31 protein-coding genes and 3 tRNA genes are annotated in these 24,934 nt (G+C 55.0%); 16 read left to right on the top strand and 18 right to left on the bottom strand.

Annotated features, from left to right (window positions below; all coding sequences use genetic code 11):
- Positions 1–89 precede the first annotated feature (89 nt).
- From AC2GXZ_RS12205 to AC2GXZ_RS12180, 6 genes are all read right to left on the bottom strand, one after another.
- Positions 90–1,280, bottom strand: a complete 1,191-nt coding sequence (locus AC2GXZ_RS12205) for an NADH-quinone oxidoreductase subunit D (protein WP_483759456.1) — start codon at positions 1,278–1,280, stop codon at positions 90–92.
- A gap of 72 nt (positions 1,281–1,352) precedes the next feature.
- On the bottom strand, positions 1,353–1,964 hold the full coding sequence (locus tag AC2GXZ_RS12200) for an NADH-quinone oxidoreductase subunit C (RefSeq protein WP_483759455.1): 612 nt from the start codon (positions 1,962–1,964) through the stop codon (positions 1,353–1,355).
- Positions 1,965–1,976: 12 nt separating this feature from the next.
- Positions 1,977–2,561, bottom strand: coding sequence for a NuoB/complex I 20 kDa subunit family protein (locus AC2GXZ_RS12195; protein ID WP_483759454.1), 585 nt, complete (start codon positions 2,559–2,561; stop codon positions 1,977–1,979).
- Positions 2,552–2,917, bottom strand: coding sequence for an NADH-quinone oxidoreductase subunit A (locus AC2GXZ_RS12190; protein ID WP_483759453.1), 366 nt, complete (start codon positions 2,915–2,917; stop codon positions 2,552–2,554). Before AC2GXZ_RS12190 ends, AC2GXZ_RS12195 begins: the two co-directional genes overlap by 10 nt.
- A gap of 690 nt (positions 2,918–3,607) precedes the next feature.
- Positions 3,608–3,684, bottom strand: a tRNA-Asp gene (locus AC2GXZ_RS12185).
- 61 nt (positions 3,685–3,745) lie between these two features.
- Positions 3,746–3,822, bottom strand: a tRNA-Asp gene (locus AC2GXZ_RS12180).
- A gap of 272 nt (positions 3,823–4,094) precedes the next feature.
- Here AC2GXZ_RS12180 and AC2GXZ_RS12175 point away from each other — a divergent pair.
- Positions 4,095–4,170: transfer RNA gene (locus AC2GXZ_RS12175), tRNA-Val, on the top strand.
- Between the two features lie 684 nt (positions 4,171–4,854).
- On the top strand, positions 4,855–5,088 hold the full coding sequence (locus tag AC2GXZ_RS12170; protein WP_483759452.1) for a hypothetical protein: 234 nt from the start codon (positions 4,855–4,857) through the stop codon (positions 5,086–5,088).
- A gap of 479 nt (positions 5,089–5,567) precedes the next feature.
- Here the strand turns inward: AC2GXZ_RS12170 and AC2GXZ_RS12165 are convergent, their stop codons facing one another.
- Genes AC2GXZ_RS12165 through AC2GXZ_RS12155 form a run of 3 tightly spaced genes read right to left on the bottom strand, consistent with a single transcriptional unit; the run spans position 5,568 to position 6,619 of the window.
- Positions 5,568–5,768: a hypothetical protein gene (locus AC2GXZ_RS12165; protein ID WP_483759451.1), complete on the bottom strand. Its 201-nt coding sequence runs from the start codon at positions 5,766–5,768 to the stop codon at positions 5,568–5,570.
- Positions 5,769–5,783: 15 nt separating this feature from the next.
- Positions 5,784–6,269 carry a hypothetical protein gene (locus AC2GXZ_RS12160; protein ID WP_483759450.1) on the bottom strand — a complete coding sequence of 162 codons (486 nt, stop codon included), beginning with the start codon at positions 6,267–6,269 and terminating at the stop codon, positions 5,784–5,786.
- Positions 6,266–6,619: an ethanolamine utilization protein gene (locus AC2GXZ_RS12155; protein WP_483759449.1), complete on the bottom strand. Its 354-nt coding sequence runs from the start codon at positions 6,617–6,619 to the stop codon at positions 6,266–6,268. The genes AC2GXZ_RS12160 and AC2GXZ_RS12155 overlap by 4 nt, the downstream gene beginning before the upstream one ends.
- Here AC2GXZ_RS12155 and AC2GXZ_RS12150 point away from each other — a divergent pair.
- Positions 6,608–7,024: a globin family protein gene (locus tag AC2GXZ_RS12150; RefSeq protein ID WP_483759448.1), complete on the top strand. Its 417-nt coding sequence runs from the start codon at positions 6,608–6,610 to the stop codon at positions 7,022–7,024. The two genes, AC2GXZ_RS12155 and AC2GXZ_RS12150, sit on opposite strands and share 12 nt — an antisense overlap.
- A gap of 89 nt (positions 7,025–7,113) precedes the next feature.
- Entirely contained in the window at positions 7,114–7,665 is a 552-nt protein-coding gene (locus AC2GXZ_RS12145) for a 3'-5' exonuclease (protein ID WP_483759447.1), read from the top strand.
- Between the two features lie 159 nt (positions 7,666–7,824).
- On the opposite strand, the gene AC2GXZ_RS12140 is transcribed toward AC2GXZ_RS12145, so the two are convergent.
- The gene (locus tag AC2GXZ_RS12140; protein WP_483759446.1) at positions 7,825–9,078 is read right to left on the bottom strand and encodes an ATP-binding protein; all 1,254 of its coding nucleotides are present in this window, start codon (positions 9,076–9,078) and stop codon (positions 7,825–7,827) included.
- Positions 9,075–9,800 (bottom strand): response regulator, encoded by a 726-nt coding sequence (locus AC2GXZ_RS12135; protein ID WP_483759445.1) that lies wholly within the window; start codon positions 9,798–9,800, stop codon positions 9,075–9,077. The genes AC2GXZ_RS12140 and AC2GXZ_RS12135 overlap by 4 nt, the downstream gene beginning before the upstream one ends.
- Before the next feature lie 326 nt (positions 9,801–10,126).
- Between AC2GXZ_RS12135 and AC2GXZ_RS12130 the strand changes: the two genes are divergently transcribed.
- Complete coding sequence (locus tag AC2GXZ_RS12130) at positions 10,127–10,702, top strand: hypothetical protein (RefSeq protein ID WP_483759444.1); 576 nt, start codon at positions 10,127–10,129, stop codon at positions 10,700–10,702.
- Between the two features lie 205 nt (positions 10,703–10,907).
- Here the strand turns inward: AC2GXZ_RS12130 and AC2GXZ_RS12125 are convergent, their stop codons facing one another.
- Both AC2GXZ_RS12125 and AC2GXZ_RS12120 read right to left on the bottom strand, forming a co-directional pair.
- Positions 10,908–11,147: a hypothetical protein gene (locus AC2GXZ_RS12125; RefSeq protein WP_483759443.1), complete on the bottom strand. Its 240-nt coding sequence runs from the start codon at positions 11,145–11,147 to the stop codon at positions 10,908–10,910.
- A gap of 88 nt (positions 11,148–11,235) precedes the next feature.
- Positions 11,236–11,691: a helix-turn-helix domain-containing protein gene (locus AC2GXZ_RS12120; RefSeq protein ID WP_483759442.1), complete on the bottom strand. Its 456-nt coding sequence runs from the start codon at positions 11,689–11,691 to the stop codon at positions 11,236–11,238.
- Between the two features lie 562 nt (positions 11,692–12,253).
- Here AC2GXZ_RS12120 and AC2GXZ_RS12115 point away from each other — a divergent pair.
- Together AC2GXZ_RS12115 and AC2GXZ_RS12110 are read left to right on the top strand one after the other, a co-directional pair.
- Positions 12,254–12,586: a hypothetical protein gene (locus tag AC2GXZ_RS12115; protein WP_483759441.1), complete on the top strand. Its 333-nt coding sequence runs from the start codon at positions 12,254–12,256 to the stop codon at positions 12,584–12,586.
- A gap of 630 nt (positions 12,587–13,216) precedes the next feature.
- Entirely contained in the window at positions 13,217–13,861 is a 645-nt protein-coding gene (locus AC2GXZ_RS12110) for a hypothetical protein (RefSeq protein WP_483759440.1), read from the top strand.
- A 700-nt stretch (positions 13,862–14,561) separates the two neighbouring features.
- Here the strand turns inward: AC2GXZ_RS12110 and AC2GXZ_RS12105 are convergent.
- The gene (locus AC2GXZ_RS12105; protein ID WP_483759439.1) at positions 14,562–14,912 is read right to left on the bottom strand and encodes a hypothetical protein; all 351 of its coding nucleotides are present in this window, start codon (positions 14,910–14,912) and stop codon (positions 14,562–14,564) included.
- Positions 14,913–15,244: 332 nt separating this feature from the next.
- Between AC2GXZ_RS12105 and AC2GXZ_RS12100 the strand changes: the two genes are divergently transcribed.
- Both AC2GXZ_RS12100 and AC2GXZ_RS12095 read left to right on the top strand, forming a co-directional pair.
- Entirely contained in the window at positions 15,245–15,850 is a 606-nt protein-coding gene (locus tag AC2GXZ_RS12100) for a hypothetical protein (protein ID WP_483759438.1), read from the top strand.
- Positions 15,851–16,513: 663 nt separating this feature from the next.
- Complete coding sequence (locus tag AC2GXZ_RS12095; protein WP_483759437.1) at positions 16,514–16,891, top strand: hypothetical protein; 378 nt, start codon at positions 16,514–16,516, stop codon at positions 16,889–16,891.
- Positions 16,892–17,087: 196 nt separating this feature from the next.
- Here AC2GXZ_RS12095 and AC2GXZ_RS12090 read toward each other — a convergent pair whose 3' ends face one another.
- The 3 genes from AC2GXZ_RS12090 to AC2GXZ_RS12080 all read right to left on the bottom strand — a co-directional run bounded on the left by AC2GXZ_RS12090 (position 17,088) and on the right by AC2GXZ_RS12080 (position 18,079).
- Entirely contained in the window at positions 17,088–17,312 is a 225-nt protein-coding gene (locus AC2GXZ_RS12090) for a hypothetical protein (RefSeq protein ID WP_483759436.1), read from the bottom strand.
- A 314-nt stretch (positions 17,313–17,626) separates the two neighbouring features.
- Positions 17,627–17,854 carry a hypothetical protein gene (locus AC2GXZ_RS12085; RefSeq protein ID WP_483759435.1) on the bottom strand — a complete coding sequence of 76 codons (228 nt, stop codon included), beginning with the start codon at positions 17,852–17,854 and terminating at the stop codon, positions 17,627–17,629.
- Between the two features lie 6 nt (positions 17,855–17,860).
- Positions 17,861–18,079 (bottom strand): BA14K family protein, encoded by a 219-nt coding sequence (locus tag AC2GXZ_RS12080; RefSeq protein WP_483760236.1) that lies wholly within the window; start codon positions 18,077–18,079, stop codon positions 17,861–17,863.
- A gap of 433 nt (positions 18,080–18,512) precedes the next feature.
- Here AC2GXZ_RS12080 and AC2GXZ_RS12075 point away from each other — a divergent pair, with 433 nt between their 5' ends.
- From AC2GXZ_RS12075 to AC2GXZ_RS12050, 6 genes are all read left to right on the top strand, one after another.
- Positions 18,513–18,656, top strand: coding sequence for a hypothetical protein (locus AC2GXZ_RS12075; protein ID WP_483759434.1), 144 nt, complete (start codon positions 18,513–18,515; stop codon positions 18,654–18,656).
- A gap of 396 nt (positions 18,657–19,052) precedes the next feature.
- Positions 19,053–20,018: an acetylxylan esterase gene (locus tag AC2GXZ_RS12070; protein ID WP_483759433.1), complete on the top strand. Its 966-nt coding sequence runs from the start codon at positions 19,053–19,055 to the stop codon at positions 20,016–20,018.
- Positions 20,015–20,743 carry an esterase family protein gene (locus AC2GXZ_RS12065; RefSeq protein ID WP_483759432.1) on the top strand — a complete coding sequence of 243 codons (729 nt, stop codon included), beginning with the start codon at positions 20,015–20,017 and terminating at the stop codon, positions 20,741–20,743. The genes AC2GXZ_RS12070 and AC2GXZ_RS12065 overlap by 4 nt, the downstream gene beginning before the upstream one ends.
- A gap of 443 nt (positions 20,744–21,186) precedes the next feature.
- Positions 21,187–22,083: a transglutaminase family protein gene (locus AC2GXZ_RS12060; RefSeq protein WP_483759431.1), complete on the top strand. Its 897-nt coding sequence runs from the start codon at positions 21,187–21,189 to the stop codon at positions 22,081–22,083.
- A gap of 79 nt (positions 22,084–22,162) precedes the next feature.
- Positions 22,163–22,975: a transglutaminase-like domain-containing protein gene (locus AC2GXZ_RS12055; protein WP_483759430.1), complete on the top strand. Its 813-nt coding sequence runs from the start codon at positions 22,163–22,165 to the stop codon at positions 22,973–22,975.
- Positions 22,976–23,221: 246 nt separating this feature from the next.
- A complete protein-coding gene (locus tag AC2GXZ_RS12050) occupies positions 23,222–23,647 on the top strand; it encodes a hypothetical protein (protein WP_483759429.1) in 426 nt (141 codons plus the stop codon).
- Positions 23,648–23,888: 241 nt separating this feature from the next.
- Here the strand turns inward: AC2GXZ_RS12050 and AC2GXZ_RS12045 are convergent, their stop codons facing one another.
- Positions 23,889–24,035 (bottom strand): hypothetical protein, encoded by a 147-nt coding sequence (locus AC2GXZ_RS12045; protein WP_483759428.1) that lies wholly within the window; start codon positions 24,033–24,035, stop codon positions 23,889–23,891.
- A gap of 584 nt (positions 24,036–24,619) precedes the next feature.
- Here AC2GXZ_RS12045 and AC2GXZ_RS12040 point away from each other — a divergent pair.
- Complete coding sequence (locus AC2GXZ_RS12040; protein ID WP_483759427.1) at positions 24,620–24,841, top strand: ArsR/SmtB family transcription factor; 222 nt, start codon at positions 24,620–24,622, stop codon at positions 24,839–24,841.
- The last annotated feature ends 93 nt before the right edge of the window (positions 24,842–24,934 follow it).

Here is a 24,934-nt window from a genome sequence, read left to right as displayed (position 1 = left end):
CGCCTTATGAGTTTATTGGACCGCGACGCCTGCTTGCCGGACGGCACAGCTTGCGAACACGGGCAGACGGATGGCGAAAAGGCAGGTCATCAGCGATCCACCTCACCGAAAACGATATCGAGAGAACCGAGGACCGCGGTGACGTCGGCAAGCTGATGCCCCTTGCAGAGGAAATCCATGGCCTGCAGATGGGCAAAACCCGGTGCGCGCAGCTTGCAGCGATACGGCTTGTTGGACCCGTCGGCGACGATATAGACGCCGAACTCGCCCTTGGGCGCTTCGACGGCAGCATAGGCTTCGCCGGCCGGTACATGATAACCTTCAGTGTAAAGCTTGAAGTGATGGATCAACGCCTCCATCGACCGCTTCATCTCGGCGCGCTTGGGCGGCACGATCTTGCCGTCGGTGGACGAGACCGGACCGGTCTTTGCATCACCGAGCAGCCGCTCGACGCATTGCTTCATGATGCGGATCGACTGGCGCATCTCGTTCATGCGAATGAGATAGCGGTCATAACAGTCGCCATTCTTGCCGATCGGCACGTCGAAATCCATGTCGGCATAACATTCGTAGGGCTGCGCCTTGCGCAGATCCCAGGCAGCACCCGAACCGCGCACCAAAACGCCCGAAAAACCCCAGGACCAGGCGTCTTCCAGCTTAACGACGCCGATATCGACGTTGCGCTGCTTGAAAATACGGTTGCCGGTCAAAAGGCTTTCGATGTCGTCGAGGATCTTGAGGAAGGGATCACACCAGTTGCCGATGTCCTCGACCAGTTCCGGCGGCAGGTCCTGATGGACACCGCCGGGACGGAAATAAGCCGCGTGCAGACGAGCGCCCGAGGCACGCTCGTAAAAGATCATCAGCTTTTCGCGTTCCTCGAAACCCCAGACCGGCGGGGTCATGGCGCCAACGTCCATCGCCTGGGTGGTGACGTTCATCAGATGCGAGAGGATGCGACCGATTTCCGAATAGAGAACGCGGATCAACTGGCCGCGGATCGGGATCTGCAGCTTCAAAAGCTTTTCGACCGCCAGCGAATAGGCGTGTTCCTGGTTCATCGGCGAGACGTAATCAAGCCGGTCCAGATAAGGCAGCGCCTGGAGATAGGTCTTGGTCTCCATCAGCTTTTCGGTGCCGCGATGCAAAAGGCCGACATGCGGGTCGACGCGTTCCACGATCTCGCCATCGAGTTCCAGCACCAGACGCAGAACGCCGTGCGCCGACGGATGCTCGGGGCCGAAATTGATCGTAAAATTGCGGACGTTATGTTCAGTCATACCGCTTGCTCCATGCCGGACAGTCGATGCTGCGGGCGGGAAAAATTGGGTTCCGTCGCGAGCGCGCCGGACTTATGCTTTGGTCTCGGCCTTTTCGTCTCCGGGCAGCACGTATTCCGGGCCTTCCCAGGGAGACAAAAAGTCGAAGTTTCGAAATTCCTGACGCAATGCGACCGGTTCGTAAATGACGCGCTTGGCGCTATCGTCGTAACGAACCTCGACAAAACCGGTGGTCGGGAAATCCTTGCGCAGCGGATGACCTTCGAAGCCGTAATCGGTCAGCAGACGGCGCAGGTCGAGATGACCGCTGAACGGAATGCCGAACAGGTCCCAGGTCTCGCGTTCATACCATTCGGCGCCCTGATAAACGCCGGTTGAAGACGGCACGGCCTCATCCTCGGCAACCGCAAGCTTGATGCGGATGCGTTGGTTCTGGCGGGGCGACAGCAGATGATAAACGACATCGAAGCGTTTTTCGCGGGCTGGCCAGTCGACGCCGGAAATATCGACGATGGCGATGAAGCCGGATTTCGGATCATCGCGCAGGAAGGTCAAAAGTTCGATGATATGCTGCGGCTCGGTCAGAACGGTCAGTTCGCCATAGGCGATCTGCGAGCCGGTCAGAAGGCCGGGCTTTGCCTCGGAAAGATAGGCGGAGAAAGCACTCAGAGCTTCGATTGTCATGATGCCCTCCCCTTACCGCTCGATCGTGCCGGTGCGGCGGATCTTCTTTTGCAGCAGAAGCACGCCGTAAAGCAGTGCTTCTGCCGTGGGAGGACAGCCCGGCACGTAGATATCGACCGGCACGACGCGGTCACAACCACGCACGACCGAATAGGAATAGTGATAATAACCGCCGCCATTGGCGCAGGAGCCCATCGAGATGACGTAGCGCGGCTCTGGCATCTGGTCATAGACCTTGCGCAGCGCAGGTGCCATCTTGTTGGTGAGTGTGCCAGCAACGATCAGCACGTCCGACTGGCGCGGTGAGGCGCGCGGCGCGACGCCGAAACGTTCAAGGTCGTAGCGCGGGCCGGAAACCTGCATCAGACCTTCGACCGCACAACAGGCCAGGCCGAACTGCATCCACATCAGCGAGCCGGTGCGCGCCCAGGTGATGAGATCCTGGGTCGAGGTGACGAGGAAACCCTTGTCGGCCAGTTCGTTGTTGATATCGCCGAAAAATGCGTCGTCGCGACCATCGGAGGCAACACTGCGAGAACCCGGGATTTTGCCGGGCTGCGGCGTCAGACGCACGCTACCGTTATCGACTACTCCCATTCGAGTGCTCCCTTTTTCCATTCATAAATAAAGCCGACCGTCAAAACAGCCAGGAAAACCATCATCGAGCAGAACCCGAACCAGCCGATTTCGCCAAACGAGATTGCCCAGGGAAACAGGAAGGCGACTTCAAGATCGAAGATGATGAACAGGATCGACACGAGATAGAATCGAATATCGAATTTCATGCGTGCGTCATCGAAAGCATTAAAGCCGCATTCGAACGCAGACAGCTTCTCCGGATCGGGCGCCTTGTAGGCGACGGCGAAGGGCGCGATCAGAAGCGCCAGGCCGATCACCAGGGAGATTCCGATAAAGATCGCGATCGGGACGTAAGAAGCGAGAAGGTCACTCATGATATCCAATCCCTGCCTGCAAGAAGTGCCAAGTGACGCATTTTTGGTCAATGCGCGGGCAAGCGAACGTGCATTGCAACAAGCCGTGACTATCGCAGCCGCGCCCCCCACGCAAGTGCTTTAACAAGCGACCTCACACGCATAGCGGTGCGAAAGACGACGAAATGTCGCAGTGTCCACTTTAAAGCCCCAAACAGGTGAAAATCGACCCCGATTCGACAGGAAAACAATCGCGTAAAGTTATTAACAGGAGTGGAAACCCCAACAATTGCAGGCAAATTTGCGTTTTGCCAATTTTTATCCGGATCAACCCGCCTGCGACGATAGCGCGCGGCAGAAGACGGGCGACACAACACCATTTTCAGTTGCAGCGGCAACTCGAGAAACAGAGGAGCGCAAGGATCCGCAATCACCAACACCCGTATAACGAGCAAACACCCAACAGTATCGGAGATGACTTAGTTAGCTCAAAAAAACCTGAGGGAAAGGCACGGTCACGTGATTGAGAACAGGTCTGCAGCACCCTCCCCCACAAAGTTGCGGACAAAGCGCAACGTCTGGCACGCCGCCATAAGACAGAAGGGCACGAAAGGACGCAAATCCGGAATAGAATCAGGTGTGCGCAAGAAAAGCCCGAAAGGCATCCAGCACACTTAAGAGAGATGAAAACGATCTTTCCGGAGAGATGAATGGCGCGAGTGACGGGGCTCGAACCCGCGACCTCCGGCGTGACAGGCCGGCACTCTAACCGACTGAGCTACACCCGCGCATATTGCCTATTCAGGCAGCCTCCCACACGAAAGTGGGAAACATTGAGGAGATGAAGAATGGCGCGAGTGACGGGGCTCGAACCCGCGACCTCCGGCGTGACAGGCCGGCACTCTAACCAACTGAGCTACACCCGCACATTCTTCAAATGAAATCCCACAAGAGAGGGAAACCACTTGGCCGGGCGACCTCAATCGCTCGGTTGGCGGCTGTCTAAGAGGTTCGCGAACAGGTGTCAAGCAGGTTTCAAGACAAAAGGATGACGTCTTCAACCTTTCCACGGTCGCCGCGCTTTTTTGTGGGCTTGCGATGAAAAATTCAAAAAAACATCATCAAAGCCCTTGCGGTTTTTCCGCGATCCGCATAGATCACGGCCACCGACGCGGCGGACAATATCCAGCCAGCGGACGGGCGATTAGCTCAGTTGGTAGAGCGCCTCGTTTACACCGAGGATGTCGGCGGTTCGAGTCCGTCATCGCCCACCATTTTCCTTCAGAAAATCAGAATATTAGAGGCTCTTAGCGCAATCGCTGAGATTTGCCGCACCGAAATCGCATCGAAACACTCACTTGAGATAAAGCCCACGTTTTCCGGGGTATCTGATGTCCGAGGATGTCGGGAGGATTCGATTTGACGGGCCCACCCCTGCCCCGCCCAATTGATCGAGCGGCGTAGAGAGTTTCCAATGCGTCACGAAGATCGGTTCAAAGCCACCCTGACGCCCAGGATTGAGGCGTGGCGCCCGACTTCCTCGGCAACGAGATCCCAACGACACCGCAATTCTTGCCAGCCAGAGGTATCTCGCACGCGGCAGGACCAGTTTTAGCAAGCGCTTCAAGATCGACATCGGACAGTCCGAAGATCCAGTCAGACTGCTCTGGCGCCAAATGGCTCAGATCGATAGTCGCCCTGCCGTCTGCTAAGGCGCTGGCATATCCGGACGTTTCAATCCTCGAACCGGCTTGAGCTTATGTAAAGCTGTTCTTGCACGCGACCGGTGCACCCGGTTTCTGTTCACCCGACATCGAAACTGCTGGTGTCGTCTGCGACATAAGCGGACGTGACAACGCATCCCCCACGCGGAACAAAAAATTGAATAGGCGATACGGGCTACTTCCCAACGTCGAAGAACTGCCCATGTCCATGAGGAACACATGGGGAGATCCTGGATGCCGAAATACTTCCTGCACATTAAGGACGGGATAGAAGCGGAAATTGATATCGACGCTCAGAACGCCCACGACGCCATGAACACTGGGCTAAATGCTTTGAGCAAATTTGCATGCAAAGCTTTTCCACCGCCCGAGAATGTGTCGATCCTGATTAGCGACGCGGACCGCAAGCCAATCGGAACCTTGGAGTTTGCCTTCAAGATCGATTACGCTCCAGGTGTTCGGATCTAACCTTATAGAGGATCAAAAAAGTGAGGCGGTGCGTTTGTCGCAGAGCACATCTGGAGCGCCGAGCGAAGAGACATCTGTGACACCTCCCCTTACCTTCTGCGACCTTGTTGCCAGCGTCGTTGTCGCGGCAAAGAGTTTCACACCGAGAGATACCGTTGAACTGGGCGTCTTACACGGTTTTTGTCTGGACGCGGCTCAAAACAGTGCTCCACATCACCTAGAATTCCTAGCCAGCATCAACGGCCCGAGCGCCCTGTCGGCTGCGCTTGGTCAACTCCCGGAATTGGTAACGCCCACCGATGTGAATGGTGGCGTATGGACATTCGTCCGACGCGAAAACGACTGATCATGAGTGGGAGCCGACCTCACTCTTTCAGCTTTGCAAAAAGCTGATGGAGATCGGCGAAGTCCGACGTAATCCAGAAGAAGACGGAGCTCAAAATGACTGACCGTTTGAACGACCAGTTCAACACAACCATCTACGGATCCTTCGTCTTCCTCCACTTCACCAGATAGCCAAAACCCGGTCCGATCAGTGCTCCTCCGATCACCCACTCGACGAGAGTGAGCGGGCTCTCGTCGGGATCGTGCCCCGTGAGGTACAGGAAGAGGAAAAAGGCAAGCACACCTCCGACGATCAACGCCAGGGCGAGCAACAGGCTGTTACGGGAACTTTGCATGAGGCCTCATAGTGCTCAACGGCGGGCGGGCCAGATGGCGATGTCGATGACATCAGGCTCGATCGGCAGGCTGTCGTCTCGACTGCCCTGGAATTCCATCCAGTTGATCCTCACCGCGCAATCGACGCTGTCTACGAGGAATATCGGTCCATTGGGCAATGGATCGGGCATCGAAGGACTGGAGATCGAAAAACTGTTCGAAGGAAACCTAACCTCTACATTTTTGACCCGCGTCCAGGGCTTGTCACTCATGGGGTCAGCCGACGGATGATCCGGCTCTCGGTCGTATATCGCGATCCGGATATGCTGCTGAAGGCACGACTGCGTATAGACCGTGATGCCCGAGGTCATGACGAAGAGGCTATGTTCCTCCATTTCCGGCGTGATCTCGATCGGAGCCTCGAAGGCCTGATCTCCCCTATCCACAAGGTAGAACTGGCCGTAGTCGGACTGCCAGGCGAAAGTTGCCCAGCCTTTCGGTGAGGCGGCCATCTCCATCATCGTCCCTTTGCCTGCGCCCAATGGGGATAGGTGACGTAAGCGGTCAGTGCTCCCTCGCCTTTTGTGGTGATGGTGACCGCTTCTCCTTTCGGCATATAGACGATATCGCCCTGCCCCGCCGTCACGGTTCGGTTGCTCGTCGAGACGGACAGACGGCCCTCAAGGACAATCATGGTGTCGTGAACGGCCATGGTTTCTGTAAGCGACTGGTCGGGTGCGTAGCGGCCATATCCGATGGTGACGGGTCCGCCATCCTTCTCGTCGATCAGATTTCCGACAAAGATATCGGCATTCTGGCCTGGAGAGCGTTCAAGTTTGGCGTCTGCCAGGCTGAATTTTTGAACCTTCATTACGACCTCCCTATTCAAAAGGGAGGTAGTGCAGTCGCCAAGATCGCCAAGACCGACACGAACGGAGACCAGATGACCCAGAGCTGCCCCGTCCCGACGCCCGAACAGCGCCAGTATATGGAGATCAGGCAAGCAGCCGAACGCGCGATGCTCGACAAGGTCTATAAGGCCATAAAGGAGGCGTCTGCCGAAGTGGCTGACAAGTTCTGCGAGGCCGGGCTGAAATTTAAGCCCACCGATGAAGACTATTTCACCTTCGCGACGCAGCAGGTGCTGTTCGTGCGCCTCTGCGGCGGCGATCCTGATACGTTGGAGGGTGGTGATCCCGAGATCGGCGAACGCATCGTTGGCAATGGACAACACATTATCGACCACTATTGGCGAGGCAGACGCAGCTCAACCTGACGGCCTTGCGACTGCCGAAAACACGTTTTACGACCTAAATTCGGTCGCCCATCCTAACTTTCGGAAACGATCAACCTTTACGGCCGCCAATGCCCGTCTTCCTGGATTTTGAAGCGTCTTCCTTGAACAAACACAGCTACCCCGTCGAGGTGGCGTGGGTCTTTGACGACGGGCGCTCGCGTTCATTCCTCATCAGGCCAGCAGCCGGCTGGACCGATTGGTCAGCCGAAGCCGAAGTGATCCACGGGATTTCGAGGGACGAGCTTGAGCAAGACGGCGTCGACGTTTCGACCATCGTTGACGAGATGATCGCCACACTCGCCGATCAAGACCTTTATGCCAGCGCGCCGTCCTGGGATGGCAAGTGGTTAAGCGCATTGCTTCGCGCAGCGGGACATCCCCGCCACGAACTGCGCCTGAGGAAATCCGACGAAGCCTTCATGAATGCCGCCAGGGCAGCAATTGGGCCTTCGGTTTTGGAAGATGTCGCGGCAAAGCTGGTCAAAGACATCATCACGAGAACCGAGCCGCCCGAACCGGCACATCGCGCGCTGCCTGATGCGCTTCTCGAACTCGAGCGATGGCAACTGGTGCGATCGCAGGCAGCGCGGATACCCAAATCCGATGCTTCGGGTCTCTGATCGGGGTGTGGGATCGACATCGTTTTTTTGAGAATCTGATGACCTGGCGGAACTCACTCGATCAGCTATTCACATCTCGGTATGCAGACGATGTCTGCGTCGACCAGGGGGCTGAAGACGGCTCAGCGTAGAGCGACCAGTTGCGTGGTGGACGCGGCTTTAATTCCTGATTGGAAAGGTGATCTCTTGAGACAGGCCACCCGATACGCGGTTCGATAGATTAATCGTGCCACCGAACCGCTCGATGATCTCTTTTGCAATGGCAAGCCCAAGACCTGCGCCGGGTGTTGACCGGCGTCTTGCGGCGTCGACCCTAAAAAATGGTTCAAACACCTGCCCAAGCAATGCGTCGGGAATACCGGGACCTTCGTCATTGATGGTCACCACGGCATGGTCTTGCCGATGGATCAGTTGGACTGTTGCCTGCTTCCCGTGCGTTCCCGCATTAATAAGGAGGTTTCTGATGGCTCGTCTGACCGCAAGGGGTGAGGCCGCGACATTGGAGGGCTCGAGGGTATAACACGTCACGGGGTAACCAAGCGACGCAAGCTCGCTCACCATATCTGCGATCAATTGGTCGAGCCGAAGGCATTGCGGATCGGATACGGTGATTTCCTCTTTGACAAGCAGCATGGCGCTATCGGCGATTTCGTCGAGTTCCTGAAGGTCGGCCAACCATTTTTGTCTCTCGATCTCATCGGGAATGAACTCAGCTCTCAACCGCATCCGCGTCATGGGGGTCCGCAGATCGTGTCCGGCCGCAGCAACCAGACGCATACGGCTTTCAATTGCCACTTTCAGGCGCCCCGACAATTTGTTGAGAGCGTGGGCCGCCGCTTTGACCTCGGCCGGCCCCGTTTCGGGGATGAGCGGTAACACGCCATCGGGTCCAACCCGACCGACAGCGCCCTCAATCAATTGCAGCGGGCGAATGATTTTGGACGCGGCATAGATCGAGACGACGGCACTTCCGATGATGATCAGCACCACCCAGACAGCAAGGGTGATCCAACCGCCAGGTGGCGGGCCTTGATCGGGCAGATCGACGATCAACCAAAGACCGTCGTTTAATCGAAAGGAGGTCGTGACGACCTGATCGTCTTGCGCGCGCACAGCCACGAGGTCCTGATGATTACCAGAAGCCGCCATCGCGCGCTTCAGATCGGCTGTCAGCCTCGTGTCGGGCTGTCCGGTAAATGGCTGCTCGCTCACACGGGCGCCAGCCGTAATCGCTGCGCGTCGATCTGCTTCAACGAAAGCAATGAGCAGGTGCAGTTGTGACGCTTGTTTTGCGAGACGATCCGCCATTGGGGGTGGCTGCAGAGCCCGGCTTGCTGCCAATGTCGCAAGGGCAACGACTGTCACGATGGCAAGGATCAATAAAAAGACGATCCGATTGCGCAACGTTGTCATGAACCGCCCTTTGAGGTTTTGACACTCACGGTCATCTGGTATCCGCCATTACGGACCGTCTTGAAGATCGGCCAAGCATCGGTTTCTTTGAGTTTTCGGCGGATCCGGCTCATGAGAACATCGATCGAACGATCGAGAGGATCTCGCCCGCGACCCTGGGTCAGATCAAGCAACTGATCGCGTGATAAAAGACGGCCGGGTCGTTCAAGAAAGACAAAGAGGAGGTCGAATTCGCCGCCAGTCAGTTCGATATGCTCACCATTGTCGCGGCAAACACTGCGCAGTTCCGGGTCAACGGTCAAATCGGCGAAATGAAACAGGCTGGGGCCTTCTACGGGCAAAGAGGCAAGCTTGGAGCGTCGCAACACCGCTTTGATACGGGCGGAGAGTTCGCGCGGATTAAACGGTTTGCCAAGATAGTCATCTGCTCCCAGTTCCAGACCGATGATCCTGTCGATGTCTTCTTTGAGAGCCGTCAACAAAATGACGGGAATTGGCGAGGGACCACTGTGAATCTTTCGGCAGATGTCGAGACCGGATCCATCGGGCAACATGACGTCGAGAACAATCAGATCGGGTTTTTCGTTTGTGACCTGAACCTCGTATTCACGCCGGTCGGCCGCAAGCGAACACCGGTAGCCTTGCTCGATTAAAAATCGGGCGAGCAAGGTTCTGATTTCGGCGTCATCATCAACCACAAGAATAAGTTCAGACGGGGTCATCAGCGGCCTATCTATCGCAACAGGATCAGAGTGTTCGTGTCTGAAGCGCATCCCATAAAGGTGCAGCTTTCTCCGACCTTCCCGCGTTAACATTGTGGCCAGTCTGGGGCCAGCAAAGACCGCTCAAACGCCCTTCAGTGTCGCGGGAAATTTGTAACGTTTTGTTGCTGCGGCAATCGCTTAACGCGTCAACGCTTCCTGATCGGCAAGCAGACATGTTTCGTTACAAAAATACGCCCTTCAGACACACAGCAGAAACATTTGGTTGAACACCAGATACACGGCCCTCCTAATCTGCCGCGACGAGTTGAATGGAGATTGGGATTATGATGCGTAAATGGGTGGTTGCCACCGTTCTGGCCGGAATAGCTCTGGGCGGCGTGGCGCTGCCGGCGCGGTCTGACGACCGGCAGCGGCCGTTTGACCACAACACCGGATCTGATGTTGCGCTGGCTCCAGAAAAGCAGGCTCCGCCTCCGATGTGGGGGCGCGATGGCGGCGGACCGCCTTTGCCCTTTTTCGATGGCCGACCGCCATTTGATCCGGGCTTCGAGTTGGCACGCGATCTGTCTGCACAAGAGATCTTTGTTGGCATCAAACCTGAGCAGCTTGACGCATGGCGTGGTTATACCGCTGCCCTTATCGACCTTGTGACGTCGAGCAGGCCCAACCTTCGGGAAACCGACAAAACGGGCCCAGTCACAGAAACCGGCCCTGGGATGCAAACCCGACCGTTGCAGGCAGAATTGCTTGCCGGACAGGCTCTGAAAGTGGGCGAGAAGGCCAGAGTTTTGAAAGATACGCTTAACGCGCTGACGGCGCTTTTATCGCCGGATCAATTGGCACGCTTGAGCGAGACTGACGGAAATATCCACCTGCTGCCGCCACCGAGCCTATTTTGACACTTGCTTAAATGCCTGACGGTCTGACCCCCACTCTCAAGTCCCCCTATGCCCCCCATACAGACTTGATTGTTGCAGCACCGTTGGTATGTGACCGGGAGCAGGGCTGCCCCCCTCTCCCGGTCATTCCATAAGATGAGCCCGGCAGAGCTTTGAGAAAATAGTCTTTTTGATCACAACGCGATTTTTGACTAGCACATTTGTGCTAATCGCGATTTCCGTTCGCCGCATTTATATCGCCGGTAAATGGAACAACCGGATGACGATTGATACCTACTGCGCGGCAGCCATTTGTGGCGGGTTGATCATTCTTGGGATCGCACTGATCTACATCGGAATGAAATAGACAGGTCGTTTCATCGATGATGTCGAAGAGGGCAGTATCAAACACGTTCAGCCCGACAGCCAAGGACTTGCTGGGGATCGAGCACCAGTGCGCGACCATCCATGTCCACCATCGCCTGTCGCTTGCGACCTTTGTCGGCGAGCGTGCAGGCGTCTACGAGAGCCGTAAATCTGTTGGCGAACACGTTCTACAAAAGCTCCGCGTCCATTTCCGCCAGATCCGACAACGCGTTACTCCGCTTCTGGTCGCGAGCCTTCTTATAGGCGAACAGATGTTCAGCCTGTACCCTGCGATGGCGGCCTACCAGGGTGTGTTGGATTTCACCCCTTTCAAGCAGAGAGATAAGGAAAGGCCGGGAGACGTTCAGGATATCGGCTGCCTGTTGTGTCGTCAGCATTTGGCTTACCGGGACCAAGGTTACCGCATCGCCGCGACCGATATGACGCAACAGCTCCATGAGGAGGCCAGATACCGCTGGAGTAAGCGTAACCTCGACAGGCTCTTTTGTTGCGTCAGTCAAGAGCCGTAACTTTGTACCCGTCGCATGTGCCGCGAGCACTTTGCGAAGCTGGTTCGCACTGGCTTTTTCCGTTGCGGAGGGTGACCTTCCACCTAGTCCTTGTGCTGCTGCTGGAATGGTCACGCCTTCGTTCTCCGTGTCTGGCAAACATAGACAATAATCGAAATAATCGCAATAAACGAAACAATCGAAGGCAGGCAAAGTTCCTCAACTGTCTTCGTAGCCGGTGCTGCAGACGAGACTGCCTGCCCGTTTGAATGGGCGTTTGCTTCTCGATGGTTGCATCCACCATCGAGAAGCTCCTTTACCACAATCAAACGATTACGGCTAAGCGGCCCCCTCTCTTGCTGGTATAGGGGACAGGCTAAAACGCCGGCGGACCGACCACGGAAAAGTCAGCAGTGATTGGCAGCGAGATTTGATATTTCCGACGCTTTGCTGCGCCTATGCGAAGGCGAGATATCCCTCACCTACAGAGCTACAGAGAGCCGCTTGCCACGCAGGACAAGAAGGATCAGATCGGTCGTTTGTTGTCATTTTGATCGGCGCCCTTGTTGCGACCATGGCGTTTGTCTGGATTGGCATCGCCATTTCTGACGTCAGTGCCGGCACATGATAGTTACGGCTCGGCTGGAACTTACCCGGTTTCCATATGTTCGATGAGAGCAAATGGAGGAAATACCCAATGATAAAACTTCTTACGATTGCGGCTCTTTCGATCGGTCTTGCAACATCGGCATATGCGCAATCATCAGGCGGCTCGTCCGGCTCAGGCTCGGACGGTGGGTCGTCGTCAGGCAATTCCAGCAGCTCGTCGGGCGATACCAGTGGCGGAAAATCAGGTGCGTCTGGTGCTGGTAGCAGCGGGGCATCTGGCACGTCGAGCGACGGAGGTAACGTCAACAAACCCTGTGGCCAGTCGGGTGCCTCCGGCGCCGACAACTCAGCTGCCGGCTCCACCAGCAACAGCGCCACCGGCAATGGCTCGACGACAGGTACGACTTCCGGGGGCTGTTAGCGAAACAGACGTCGGTCGCAATCGCCGCCAAAACTCTAACTGGCCCCTTGCCATATCGTGAGGGGCCACTTTTATATCCAAGAGCGGTTCATCGGCTTAAAATGTTTTTCGTATCGACACTCAGTTGCGGATCTTGGATCCACAACCACGAAAGTGACGGGTCCGTCGATAACCCGACGCCTCTTTTTCGGTGAACGGCGCTGGTACACCATCAGCGCTCGGCATGCCGCTCATGCCAATCCTTGATGATTTCCGAACATGGGTGGCGACACTCTAAGACTTCTCCTCAGCATTTAAGACAACCGAAAAACCGATAAAGTCTCGCCTATACTTACTTTTTGAAGTCGGATTATCGCAACACCGTGCCTTCGCACTCATTTTTGTTATAATACCCCATATTGGTGAGGTAAAAAAGCCAAATCAGGACGGAAACAATTCTACTATCCGATCAATACTTTCGCAAAAGGTGCATTTCAGCACTTTGCAATTGACTATTTGTTAATATTAAGCTTCCGTTCGACTTACGGTGAATGTTCGCCGCAACGATCCAGTGGGGGGGCAACCATGCGATCAAAATTCTTGCTTGCTGCATATCTGGCAATCGCAGCTTTTTTCGGAACTCAGTCCGCCATGGCTGAGATCGTCATCGGTACCGCTTCTTCCGAGGTAGCCAACTGCTATCCATTTTCTTGTTTTGCTACCCAGCAAGGTGTGGGGTCGACTTATCAAGAAAGCTACTCTGCTGCAGCGTTTTCGGGCCCGCAAACGATCTCGTCAGTCTCGTTCTACGGACACCAAAAATATATTGGGCTGCCATTGGATAACGCCACATATTCCATCAGCTTCTACCTCACTTCGCTCCCCGTTAAGGCGCTCACAAACGATTTGAATGGTAACCTTGGCTCGCTCCTTTCGAACTTCGGCTCATTTTCTGTCTCTGGGGTGATGCCGGCTGTCCTGACATTTGCGGGCAACGCCTTTAATTACAACCCGAGCGAAGGAAACCTGTTGATGCAGGTCTATGTCGATGCATTTGAAGGGGGAGCTGGATCCTCTTCGTATTTTAAGGCCGACTATACGAACGACGGAACGGTTTCGCGCGCATGGAACGGCTCGGTCAACAACACTGGTTCCACAACCGGCGCACTGGTTACCGGCTTCAACGTCACCGCCGTACCCGGTCCAGAAGCGGGTGCTGGTCTTGGCGCTCTCGCGATGGGTGGTATCGCACTTTATCTGAAGCGCCGTCGCAAGGACGAAGCTCTGGCTGCCTAAGGCTTCCCGCTCCCGCAGCTTTGAGAAGAAGGCTCCCGTTTTGGGGGCCTTTTTTGTCTGTTGTCGCAGGCTGAGAGACTAAAGCTTACCGACGAGGGAGGAGCTATTCAGCGTACCTCTTTTTCTTCAATATCGACGTCTTGCTGACCGTCTCTCGCGTTTGCAAAGGTTTTAGCACCAGACACCGCCTAGTCGCGTTTCACCGAATGGAAAAGCGAGATTGCTTCAGTTTAGATTTCAGGCTCGTCGGCATGCGTGACGATGTCTTGGAGTGAGGCAAACTTGAAGCCGACATCGGATCGCATGCAAAAGCCGCCAGCGCTCATAGCGCGACAATCAGGACCTCAACGGTGGCTGTCGTGCAGCGGCAATCAGAAAACGACGAAGAACTTGTCGGCGGCAATCAGCATGATGATTTGATCGCGAGCGCGATCTAAAACTCTCATCCAGATTGTCGCAAGCGTCTCATCCTAATCGCCGCGCGATAAAAGCCCACCTAAAGCTTTCTCAACAACACCATCCGGTTCCCCGGAGGCAAGTCGATGATCTTCTCCCCTTTGCAAGGCAAAGAGGCAATCGACGATCTTATCCTAGGTGACCCCTTGGCTGACCAAAGGCACCCTCATGTCATAGAAGTTGGAAGGGACTTGGGGAACGGCGTTGCCCCCCAACGAGCCCCGAGGGATGGGCAGCGGCGTCCTCACAGACAACTTTCAAGGAACGCACAAGAGATGAACAGACCACCGACCAGATAGACTGGAAACAATACAACAGGCGCAGTAACCAGAAGCCACCAACGCCTCTTCCACCGCAGAACGCAAACGACGCAGCCAAGCCAGAGGATAGCCCCGCTCCAAAAGATGGAGGAATAGGCGTAACTTCCAAAGGTTTTCTCGAACCACTCGCTTAACCCAAGCACGATTTGCGACATCAGCAATACGCAGGTCAGAAGGACGGCCAACGCCGTTAGCCAGTTCGCCTCTCCTGTCTTCTTGCGGGCAATCATGTCTTCCCCCCCCAGTTCATGAACTGCTTCCATGCTGCTGGCCATCTTTCCCGCTCCGCATGCTCACCAATTGCGGCCACAGCGTTTTAATGGTTGGTCGCCGAAGTTTGCGGAATTAGGTAGCAACTGCCACCAGACTCTCCGCCGCTGAACTCTTAGGCTCGACGCGATCCTAAAGGAAGCGCGGCGGACAATTCGTCTCGTGAAATATTACACGTGTACTATATCGGCACAAATTCCCCGATATTGGTGAGGCATAGGCGCACCACGTCATGGATATTCAAACAAACCCGCGAGCGGTGCGCCTACAATAGTTGACAGAATGTAAATACTTGCCAATTTCTAGAACGTTATATTCTCGAACGCCTTGGGGGCACATGAAAAACAAATATATATTTGCGGCAGTTGCAGCACCGTTATTTTTCGGCGGAATGCAGGCGCCCGCTTCAGCCAGCACATGCGCGGTGGGAAGTACTGGATCGGTTACCTGCGACGTCGTTGACCGTACGACCGGCAAGAACGCAATCAACGCAATGTTGAGCGTTGATCTCGTGTCAGTCGTCACGGACAATTGGAACTCCATCTATCAGGGCCTGCAATACAATCTTGATCGCAATAATTCAGCTTGGACCGGAACTGCGGCTCTCGAAGGGTCAAAAAACGCCGGTTTCACGGTCACGGAGATATCGGCTCCGATCGACAGTCAAGCTGTCTACACAATCAGCTATTTGATTAATATCGTGAACGGGCGGATCACCGATGCCCTCGGATCGGTGAGCAAACTTGGCGCCTATCTTGTCTATGACGAGGACGGCGTTTCCAGCACTGTACAGGGCTACAAGTCCATAACTGGTCCGGCAGTGTCACTTAGCGTGACCGCTGTTCCCGGTCCTGAAGCCGGTGCTGGCCTTGGTGCTTTAGCGATGCTCGGCGTTGCCTATTGGGCAAAGCGCCGCCGCGACGAAAAGGCAATCGCTGCATAAGGTCCGCCAGCCTTTGCAGATGGAAGAGGCCCACTTGCCGCAAGTGGGCCTCTTTTTTTTCGAGAGGATGTCAGGGCGCAGGGCTCGACCACTCACAATGATTGCGATAGGGTCAGTTATCGTCGGCAACCGAAAACGTAGGCGCTGACGGCTGAGAGCGCTGCTCCCGCCTGCATAAGCACGGCGGTTAAGATGGCAAAAGCCACTTCCCTTGGTTTGCATTTATCCAAAGTGAAGATCGCAAAGAGACAGTTTCGACTACGGACCGCTGGCGAATTCGCCGCCCATGGAGAAAATGGATTGTGCTACTTGCGGGCCAGAGCGCTTTATTACAGCGCTTTAACGAGCGAGGCCCACAAGGATTTTGCGACGGAACGCCAATCCGCCTTAAAGGGTTGATCAGGCGGATAGAGCTGAGGGGATCCATAAATCTTGGTATATTCTCGATCGGGCAGCCGAAATCAGGGGATTTTCGGCTGCCCGGTTTGCTTGGCAGGCCTTTCAAGGACGTCGATCGGCTCTATTCAAAAAATGCCAAGCCCAGTACCTGATGAACTGCCCCCACTGTCGACTGTTTCACTCACGGTCATCGCGCTCGGATTTTTACAAATTGATATCTAATCGGCAACGATTGTGCGCAAGGTGACTTTTATGGAGATCCCCATGCGCATTCCCACATTCCTTGTTTTTTTGGCGGCTGCGTCTCCTGTTGATGCCAAAAATCCAGCCGTTGACGTGAGGCAGGCAGACGAGACGGTCCAGTCGTTTGGGGGATCATCCAGCGCAGGCGACCAGGTTACTTACCTCATCAAAGCGTCGGATTCTGGATCGATACGGTTTTTGTTTCGCGGGGATAATGAGAATTGCGGCGCGGAACTGCAGACCTCATCTCAGCTGGGCTACCTTCCTAAATTGGCCAGGTTCCCGAGCGAGAGGTCTTTCCAGACGGTCCATGGCGAGACCTTCACTCTGTCTTTTTTCCAAAACCGCACCGCGTGGACGAGCGGTGCTGCCTGCGCTTTTTCCTTCTCCGTCGAATAAGAGCATTAAAGCGGAGGCCTCGTTTTGCCTTGTGATTTTCGATTGCAGGGCGATGCGTGCCTGAGTTTATGTGCGCCCAACCGCGCTCGACCCTGCGCCTTGGCACTTAGAGTGCCTTATCCTCAGCGCGGCATCTTCATTTTAGCCTTTGCGCAACACAATTGCGGCCATCGCCCCGTGTGCAATCGCTTGGACCTCACGAGGCCAACCAGGGCTTTGTCGCTGATCTGCCTGTGGTGTCTTCAGTATCGGCCAGGACAATGACAACCGAGAGCATGGCGATGATGACTTGCCGACGGTCCCAACCGGCCAGCTGCGCCTTGGTGAGCAGTCCAACCAGTGACGGTTCAAGGGCAAATTGGCATTCGGTTTGATAGTCCGTCGACCAGGTCGATAAAGACGGTGGATTGATCAAAGCCACGACTGAAATACTCCTCTACCCGGCAAGATAGGGCCGGTTCAAATGTCTGTTTTAGCCATTGCCGCAAACGCGGAATTTTGGCTCTGGACGCTCTGGCGCCAATCGGTCAGGACGCGGCTATAGGCATCTTGCGACGGTATTGGCCAAGCCCTCATTTCATTATCCATGACACAGCACCGATGATCAGCGCCCAGATGGCGATCGAAACGGAGAAGATCAGCAGGTAATTCTGCAACCGCCGCGTCACCGTCAGACATGCCATTTGAGCAAATGGAAAACGGTCACGGCGGGTTTCAGCACCTGTTCCAAGATCATCATGCGCCGGTCAAAAACCGATAGAGCTGCGCGATCGCTTTTAAAAACCAAACCGCAAAGATCAGCGGCGCGGCTGCGTAAGAAAGGACGGTGGAGGTGGTTATGGTCAGTGTGAGCCAAAATGCCGCGCGAAGGCAGATCGCTCGCACCGATGCCGATACGCCGTTTTTTGCCTCCACCGGCTCGTCCTTTGAGAGATGATCGTTCAACGCCTGATGTTTCGACATCAGGCCTTAACCGCTGAAGGGAGAGATACATTCAGCACGCATGCCGGCGCGCGGCAAATAGCTGTTATCCGCGGCTTGGTAACTTCTATAACGTCTGGCGCACCAGGCATAATGTTCTGGCGGCAAGCGAAATTGCCGATCGCTGCGACCGCGCACCGGCAAAGGCTGGCGATCCTGATCAGGGTCCAAAGGCCTTGGTCTGTCGTCTGTCGGCTGGGCGATCATAACCCCGGCTGCGGCCCCTACCACAAAGGCAGCAACGGGATACCACCAGCCGTCTGGCCCACGGCGATATCCGTGCCTTGGTCCGTTTTCTCCTTTATAGCCGTGCCACTCCCCTGGCCCGGCCTGCGCCACCACGATCGTTTGCGTCAAAGCCTGCGCAAAAGCTGGAGGAGCACATATCGTCACAGCGGCAAAAACGAGACCGGCAACGTGTCGTCCGGTTTGCATCAAGGTGGCCATCATCATCTCCATTTGGCTGACTATTGGCGACGACTGAGAGCGGGGATTTTAGGCGAAAACTTGACGGTGCCGCGTTAGAAAAAACTTGTAAATATCGAGAAACATTCAGCAATAATAATTGGATTGGAGCCACTTAAGATCGGCGACACAGTTGCAATTGGCAACAGCGACGATCCGAGATCAAGAGACGGCAATGATGAAGACATTCCTGAAAAGCCTGCATGTGTTGTTCTTGCGGCGGCAAGCGCTGCGTCACCGGCAACGCGGCGACGAGCGGCAATATATTCTCACCATGCAGCAGCTTCGAATGATGACACACAAGCCGCCTGCGGCCTGAAGCGCGATCATTGCGATCTAGCTCGCCCCAATCTGCTAACGGTCTCGCCTATATTTGCAAAAATCGGCGCTCACCACCACGGAGACGGCAACAGGTCAGATCCTGTTTCTGATCGACATGGTCAAACGCCGATGCCATGGGGTTTCTGTCTCAGGCCGGATAACGGCCCTTGATGCAAAAAACGATGGCCCTTTTTTAAGAGGGTCCGGGTTGTCGATTTTTGTGCCAAAATCCTGGAGGTTTGGCGCCCCGCGCCATCTTCCCGCCTCTGACGGTGAGAGCCTGCCCATGATGGAAGCAGCTTTTTGTGATGGCGCTGACCATCGGATGTTTTCGTGCAGACATCGGGGATATAGGAGTTCCCTAGAGCCTTATCGGTGTTTGGGGAAAACAGGCATGAGCGTACCAACGATACACCCGTTTGCCTTTGATCCAACCTACGGCATGACGCTTGCGGATCTCAAAGCGCTCCCGCCGCCTAAGACTGTGGCTGGATTTGCCGACTTTTGGCGGGACCGATATAGGGGTGCGTTAAACGTCGATCCGGATCCCAGACGATCGCCGAGCAAGACCCGGCACCCAGACTGGCAGGTCTTCGACATCGTTTTTCGATCGACCGGCGGGTTTGAGATCGGTGGGTGGTTGCTTTTGCCGAAAAACGGGTCGGTAAAAAGAGGCATTGTCGTTGGCCACGGTTATGGAGGACGACAACAGCCGGATTTTGATCTGCCGGTCGAAGACACGGCTTTATTGTTTCCTTGTTTTCGCGGGATCTCGCGCAGTCGCCATGCGCCAATATCGGATGATCCGATGTTCCATGTTTTGCATGACATCGACAAACCGCAGACCTATATTATCGGCGGCTGCGTTGAGGATCTGTGGGTCGCGGTTTCTGTTTTAACAACGTTATACCCGTCGTTAGACGGCCATATCGGGTATAGCGGCATCAGCTTTGGCGGTGGTATCGGCGCCCTTGCGATCCCCTTTGACCCGCGGATTGCACGTGGGCATCTCAACGTGCCAACCTTTGGCGACAGAAAACAATGGCTAGCGCTTAAAACCGTCGGCAGCGCAGACGCTGTGCAGGCTTATCAAAGATCCCATGGCAGCGTGTTTGAGAGCCTGCGAATGTATGATGCCGCCTGTGCGGCAAAACTGATTACCGTGCCGATGTTAACGGCGGTGGCGCTGTTTGATCCAGCGGTTGCTCCGCCCTGCCAATTTGCCGTTGCCAATGCCATCACGCCTTCAAAATATAATGAAACCTTCATCCTCGACGCCGGACATTTCGACTATCCTTCTATGGAGGTGCAGACTTTGGCTCTGCGTCAAAAGCTTGGTTTGTTTTTTAAGGCGTTATGAAGCGCGAATATCATCGCTGGTATAGCGGCCGTCTCCACCGCGATATGGAGCTTTTAATCTTCGGCCATGCCGGAGCCAAAGTGTTGATGTTTCCGACCCGGGACGGCCGTTTCTGGGAATATGAACAACTTGGCCTGGTCGCGAGCCTCGCCGACAAGATTGGTGCTGGCCAACTTCAGCTTTATTGCATCGACGGCATGGGGCGCGAGAGTTTTTACAACCGCCAGCAACACCCGATCGAGCGCATAAAAAAACACGAAGCTCTGGAAAATTATGTGCTTCATGAGGTTTTACCACTGATGGCGCATAAAAACGGGCATGACTGCACAATCGTGCAGGGCTGCAGCCTTGGCGCGTTTCAAGCCGCAAGCCTTGCCTTCCGCCATCCGCATTTGTTTCGCAAACTGGTTGTCTTTTCCGGTCGCTACGACCTGACGATGAGCGTCGAGCATTTCGAGGACTTATTGGGCGGGTATTACGACGAGGCGGTTTATTTCCATATGCCAATGCATTTTTTGCCAGCACTGTTCTGCGAGTGGCGGATCCATCATTTGCGGCAATTGGAGATCATGCTGGTGATCGGCAATGAGGATCCTTTTCTCGACAATAACCGCCAGCTCAGTCGGATACTTTCAGACAAACAAATTAGGCATCAGTTGCATGTCTGGGATGGCCGGGCGCATCGCGGCAGCGCATGGCGAAAAATGGCGCCGCTTTATATCTAAATCGGTCCCGTTTGGCCCCCTCCCGATCGGGGCGAAACGCGCGGGGCAAGAACGGGCGGGGCGAGTTCAACAAGGCACCGAACGACCGCGCAGTGGATTTTTTTTCGCCCGATAACGGGGCCGCAGGGGCGTTTTTAATGGCGTTGCGCCAAGCAGCCTTTGGCGTGCAAGCGTTTCAAGCCTGTCTCAATGGTTTGACAGGGTCTGTCGAGGGTCGTCGGCGACTTAGCAAAAATCTTGGCTGCCTGACCGGCATTTCAGCGGTGAGACGAGGACGCGGGGAAGGCGTGATCGTGACATTGCGATACACTGTCGGTCTTTGGTTTTTATTGTTGCCTCTGCGGCAAGCCTGTTATGGTGAGCAAGGCTCGTCGGTTTTTTAAAGCTGACCTTTCGATCGCCAAGGTGATCATCTCGCTCTCAAAACCCAATTCGGTGATTGGATGACGATATTTAACGTCCGGCACGTCACCTCGTATCATTATAAAAGGCCGGTGGAGTTTGGTGAACATCGATTGATGTTTCGCCCGCGCGACAGTTTTGATCAAACGTTATTGGGAACGCAGTTGGATGTTTTTCCAAGGTTAGATTACGTCCATTGGATCCACGACGTCTTTGGCAATTGCATCGCGTTGGTCGGCATTGCCGAGACGGCATGTGAACTTCGGTTTGAGACGAATATCCGTCTTGATCATACGCCGCAGATGGCAATCGATTTTCAGATCGACAAACAGGCTCTGACGTATCCGTTTGCTTATGACGAGCAAGAGGCTTTTGATCTGGAAAAGACCATTGCCCGGCATTACCCGGATCCAGGTGACGAGGTCGGCGGATGGGCACGACAATTTGTCAGAATAGGCAAATCGACCGAAACCGGCCGTCTGTTGATGACGCTCTGTTACGCCATCCATGAGAGCTTCGTTTATTCAAAGCGGTTCGAGCATGGCACACAGACGCCGCTTGAAACCCTCCAGCTTGGGCGCGGGACTTGCCGTGACTTTGCATTATTGATGATGGAGGCGGCTCGCTCCCTTGGTCTCGCGGCACGTTTTGTCACCGGTTATATCTACGTTCCAGACCGTGATGGATCGACTGTTTTGGGTGGCGGATCCACGCATGCCTGGTGTCAGATCTACCTTCCCGGTGCGGGTTGGGTGGAGTTTGACCCCACCAATGGGATCGTCGGCAATCGCGATCTTATCCGCGTCGGTGTCGCGCGCGATCCCAAACAGGCGGTCCCGCTTTCTGGAAGTTATGACGGCAGAGCCTCCGATTTTAAGGGCATGTCGGTGCAGATCAATGTCACCACCGATGAGCGCAGCGCCAAACTCCATGGGTGATTGGAACCGGAGAATTGCCGCAGGCGTTGCCACAGCATTGCCATCCCGGCGTTAATTTCACCAAAAGGACGTTTCGATCATGAAGATACGTGCGGGTTTTCGCATTGCTTATGAATGCGAGCAGGACACGGCCATGTTGCTTGTCCTTAATGTCCACCCTTCCCGCCGCGCCGATCTTTTGAGCGAGCAGACTTTAACCTTTGACCGGCCGATCGAGGCATGGGGTTATATTGATAGTTTTGGAAATGCTTGCAATCGCATCGTTGCGCCGCCGGGACTGACAACCGTGTCGGCAAATTTTGACATTTATGACGGGGGCCTACCGGATCCGGTGCCGGAAAACGCCTGGCAACATGACATCAAGGATCTTCCGGATGATGTTTTGGTGTTTCTGCTGGGCAGCCGTTATTGCGACACAGATCGCCTTGCGGATTTCGCCTGGAAGACGTTTTCGGCGACGCCGCTTGGATGGCCGCGCGTCAAGGCGATCCTTGATTTTGCCCATGATCGCATCGCCTTTAATTATCAAAAGGCTGATCCGCTCCGCACGGCTTTTGGCGGATTTACCGACCGTACGGGCGTCTGCCGCGACTTTTCGCATCTGGCGATTACACTTTTGCGCTGCATGAACATCCCGGCACGCTATTGCACCGGTTATCTTGGCGATATTGGCGTGCCGCAGGATCCAAATCCAATGGACTTCAGTGCCTGGTCCGAGGTTTACCTTGGCGGGCATTGGCACACGGTCGATGCGCGCCATAATGAGCCTCGTATCGGGCGGATTTTGATGGCGACGGGACGAGATGCGACGGATGTGGCGATGTCGACCGCATTTGGCCCCGCCACATTGAAACATTTTGAGGTAACCACGGTTGAGATCCCGACGGCCTGACGGTCAGGTTTGAATGACGTAGCCGGGCGAAACGACACCTTTGGAATAACTGTCTCCCGGCACACGAAACCAGCGTTTTAGGGCTGGATGGTGCTTTACATCTCATTCTCCTGTGGAACCAAACCGGGGCTCTTAGGGTTGCATTTGCAACAATAAAGGAGAACAGCGATGCGTCTTTTGGCATGTGCCGCTCTATGTGCGGCGTCGTTTGCATCACACAATGCGCTTGCCTCTGAGGAAGGTTTTTTGAAATCGATCTCGGGCGAGTGGGCGGGAACGGGCACGGTCTTGCGCAAGTTGGGCGGCGAACAGATCAAGGTCACCTGCAATATGCGATCGGATGCGGCCGCGTCGCGTTATTCGATGGATGGCTCTTGCCGGGCCTTGGTGGTGATCAGTCGCGGATTTAACGCCAGCGTTAAGGCGTCCGGCAGTGCCTATTCCGGCACCTATGTCGGCGTGTCGGGTAAACCATCGTCGCTGGTTGGCCGCCGCGATGGCGACACGATCAGTTTCGATGTCACCTGGGCCAACGAAATATACGGCGATCGGAAGGCCACCATGACCATCCGCAAGGTTGGCAATAACGGCCTGAGGATCCGGACGATCGACCGTGATCCTGCGTCGGGAAAAGCGATCGTGACGACCGACCTCACTATGCGCCGCAGTTAAGGTCAAATGCCTTAACTTTGGCAGGTTTGCCGCCCTTTTTTGGCAAAGTCTCTTTGACATTCGAGGCACCCTCTTCCAGCGGGCTTTTTTCGGGAGAGCCTGGAACAGGTATTGGCATTTGATGACGCAAGCGGTGTCCAGGCGCATCCCAGATGGTGAGGATTTTGCGGCCTATACGTCCACAGCATCGCATCATGACAGTCGTGTTGCACCCGGATGGGATGACGGGCGCTGGGATCGCTTAAACCTCGACCCCCATGGCAATGCGGTCAATCGTTTTGCCCTCCAGATCGTCGAGCTCGATCGAACTACCTCGTGTTTCCACCTGACCGAAGGCGAAGACCGCGATCGCTACGACGCGACGCGACGCGCCAGGCTGATTATCCATCGTCCTCGTTCGTGTGACCTTCTGCAAACAACGGTTTGAAACGGCCACGCAGCCGCAATCGATACCGACTCATAGGCGCTCCGCCTCACAATTCATCAATTTACTAAATAAGCGTCACCGTACATTCATCGAGATCATGCCAAGCTGTTTTATCGCCATGGCCGGCGTGATGCCTGATGGGACTGATGGTACGGCTCGGACCTTATCGCATTGAGGGTTATATGGCGGTTTCGAGTGGGTCTTTGAGCCTCAACCCTGTCATTATCGATGATCGCCCGAGCAATAGGCAGAGACGCATTCTTAATGGGCAGAATGCTCAGTATTCATTCAAGCAAACACATGCTTATCCATTGGCAGATTTCCGATCCTGTGTGTTGAAGGGTCTTTTTATTTGCCTGACCGTGCCGCTTGACGGAAACAACTAGACAATCGCACTAATTTAGCAGAAACAAAAATCTTATTTACTAATATTGAATCATTCGTAAGATAGTCTTCGATCTGCGCTGTTCGTGGTTTGGGGAATAACGTTCGGCGGCCTTGCGATCGACAAACATTAGCATATCCACATACAAAAGGGGAAAACCATGAGCATTGCTTTGTCTAATACGAAACAGGCGGCCAGCCTGCTGACGCTGATGAGTAATACCGGACGTCTACAGATCCTTGAACTCTTGAGCAGCAATGAGTGGGATGTCGGCTCCTTGGCCAAGGAAGTGAAGCTGAGCCAGTCGGCGTTATCGCAGCATCTGAAAAAGATGCGGGATTGCAAGGTTGTCAGAACCCGCCGCGATGCGCAGACGATCTAGAGCACGTCCGCTTTACTCGGGGTCATATCCGCACGATTTGAAGTAGTTGGCGCATTCTTGTGGTTCGAACAGCGTGACCATGTGGCCGACGGT

This window comes from Aliirhizobium sp. YIM B11859 (genome assembly GCF_057163345.1).
The sequence above is the reverse complement of the archived record's forward strand: the minus strand, read 5'-3'. Positions and strand labels throughout refer to the sequence as shown.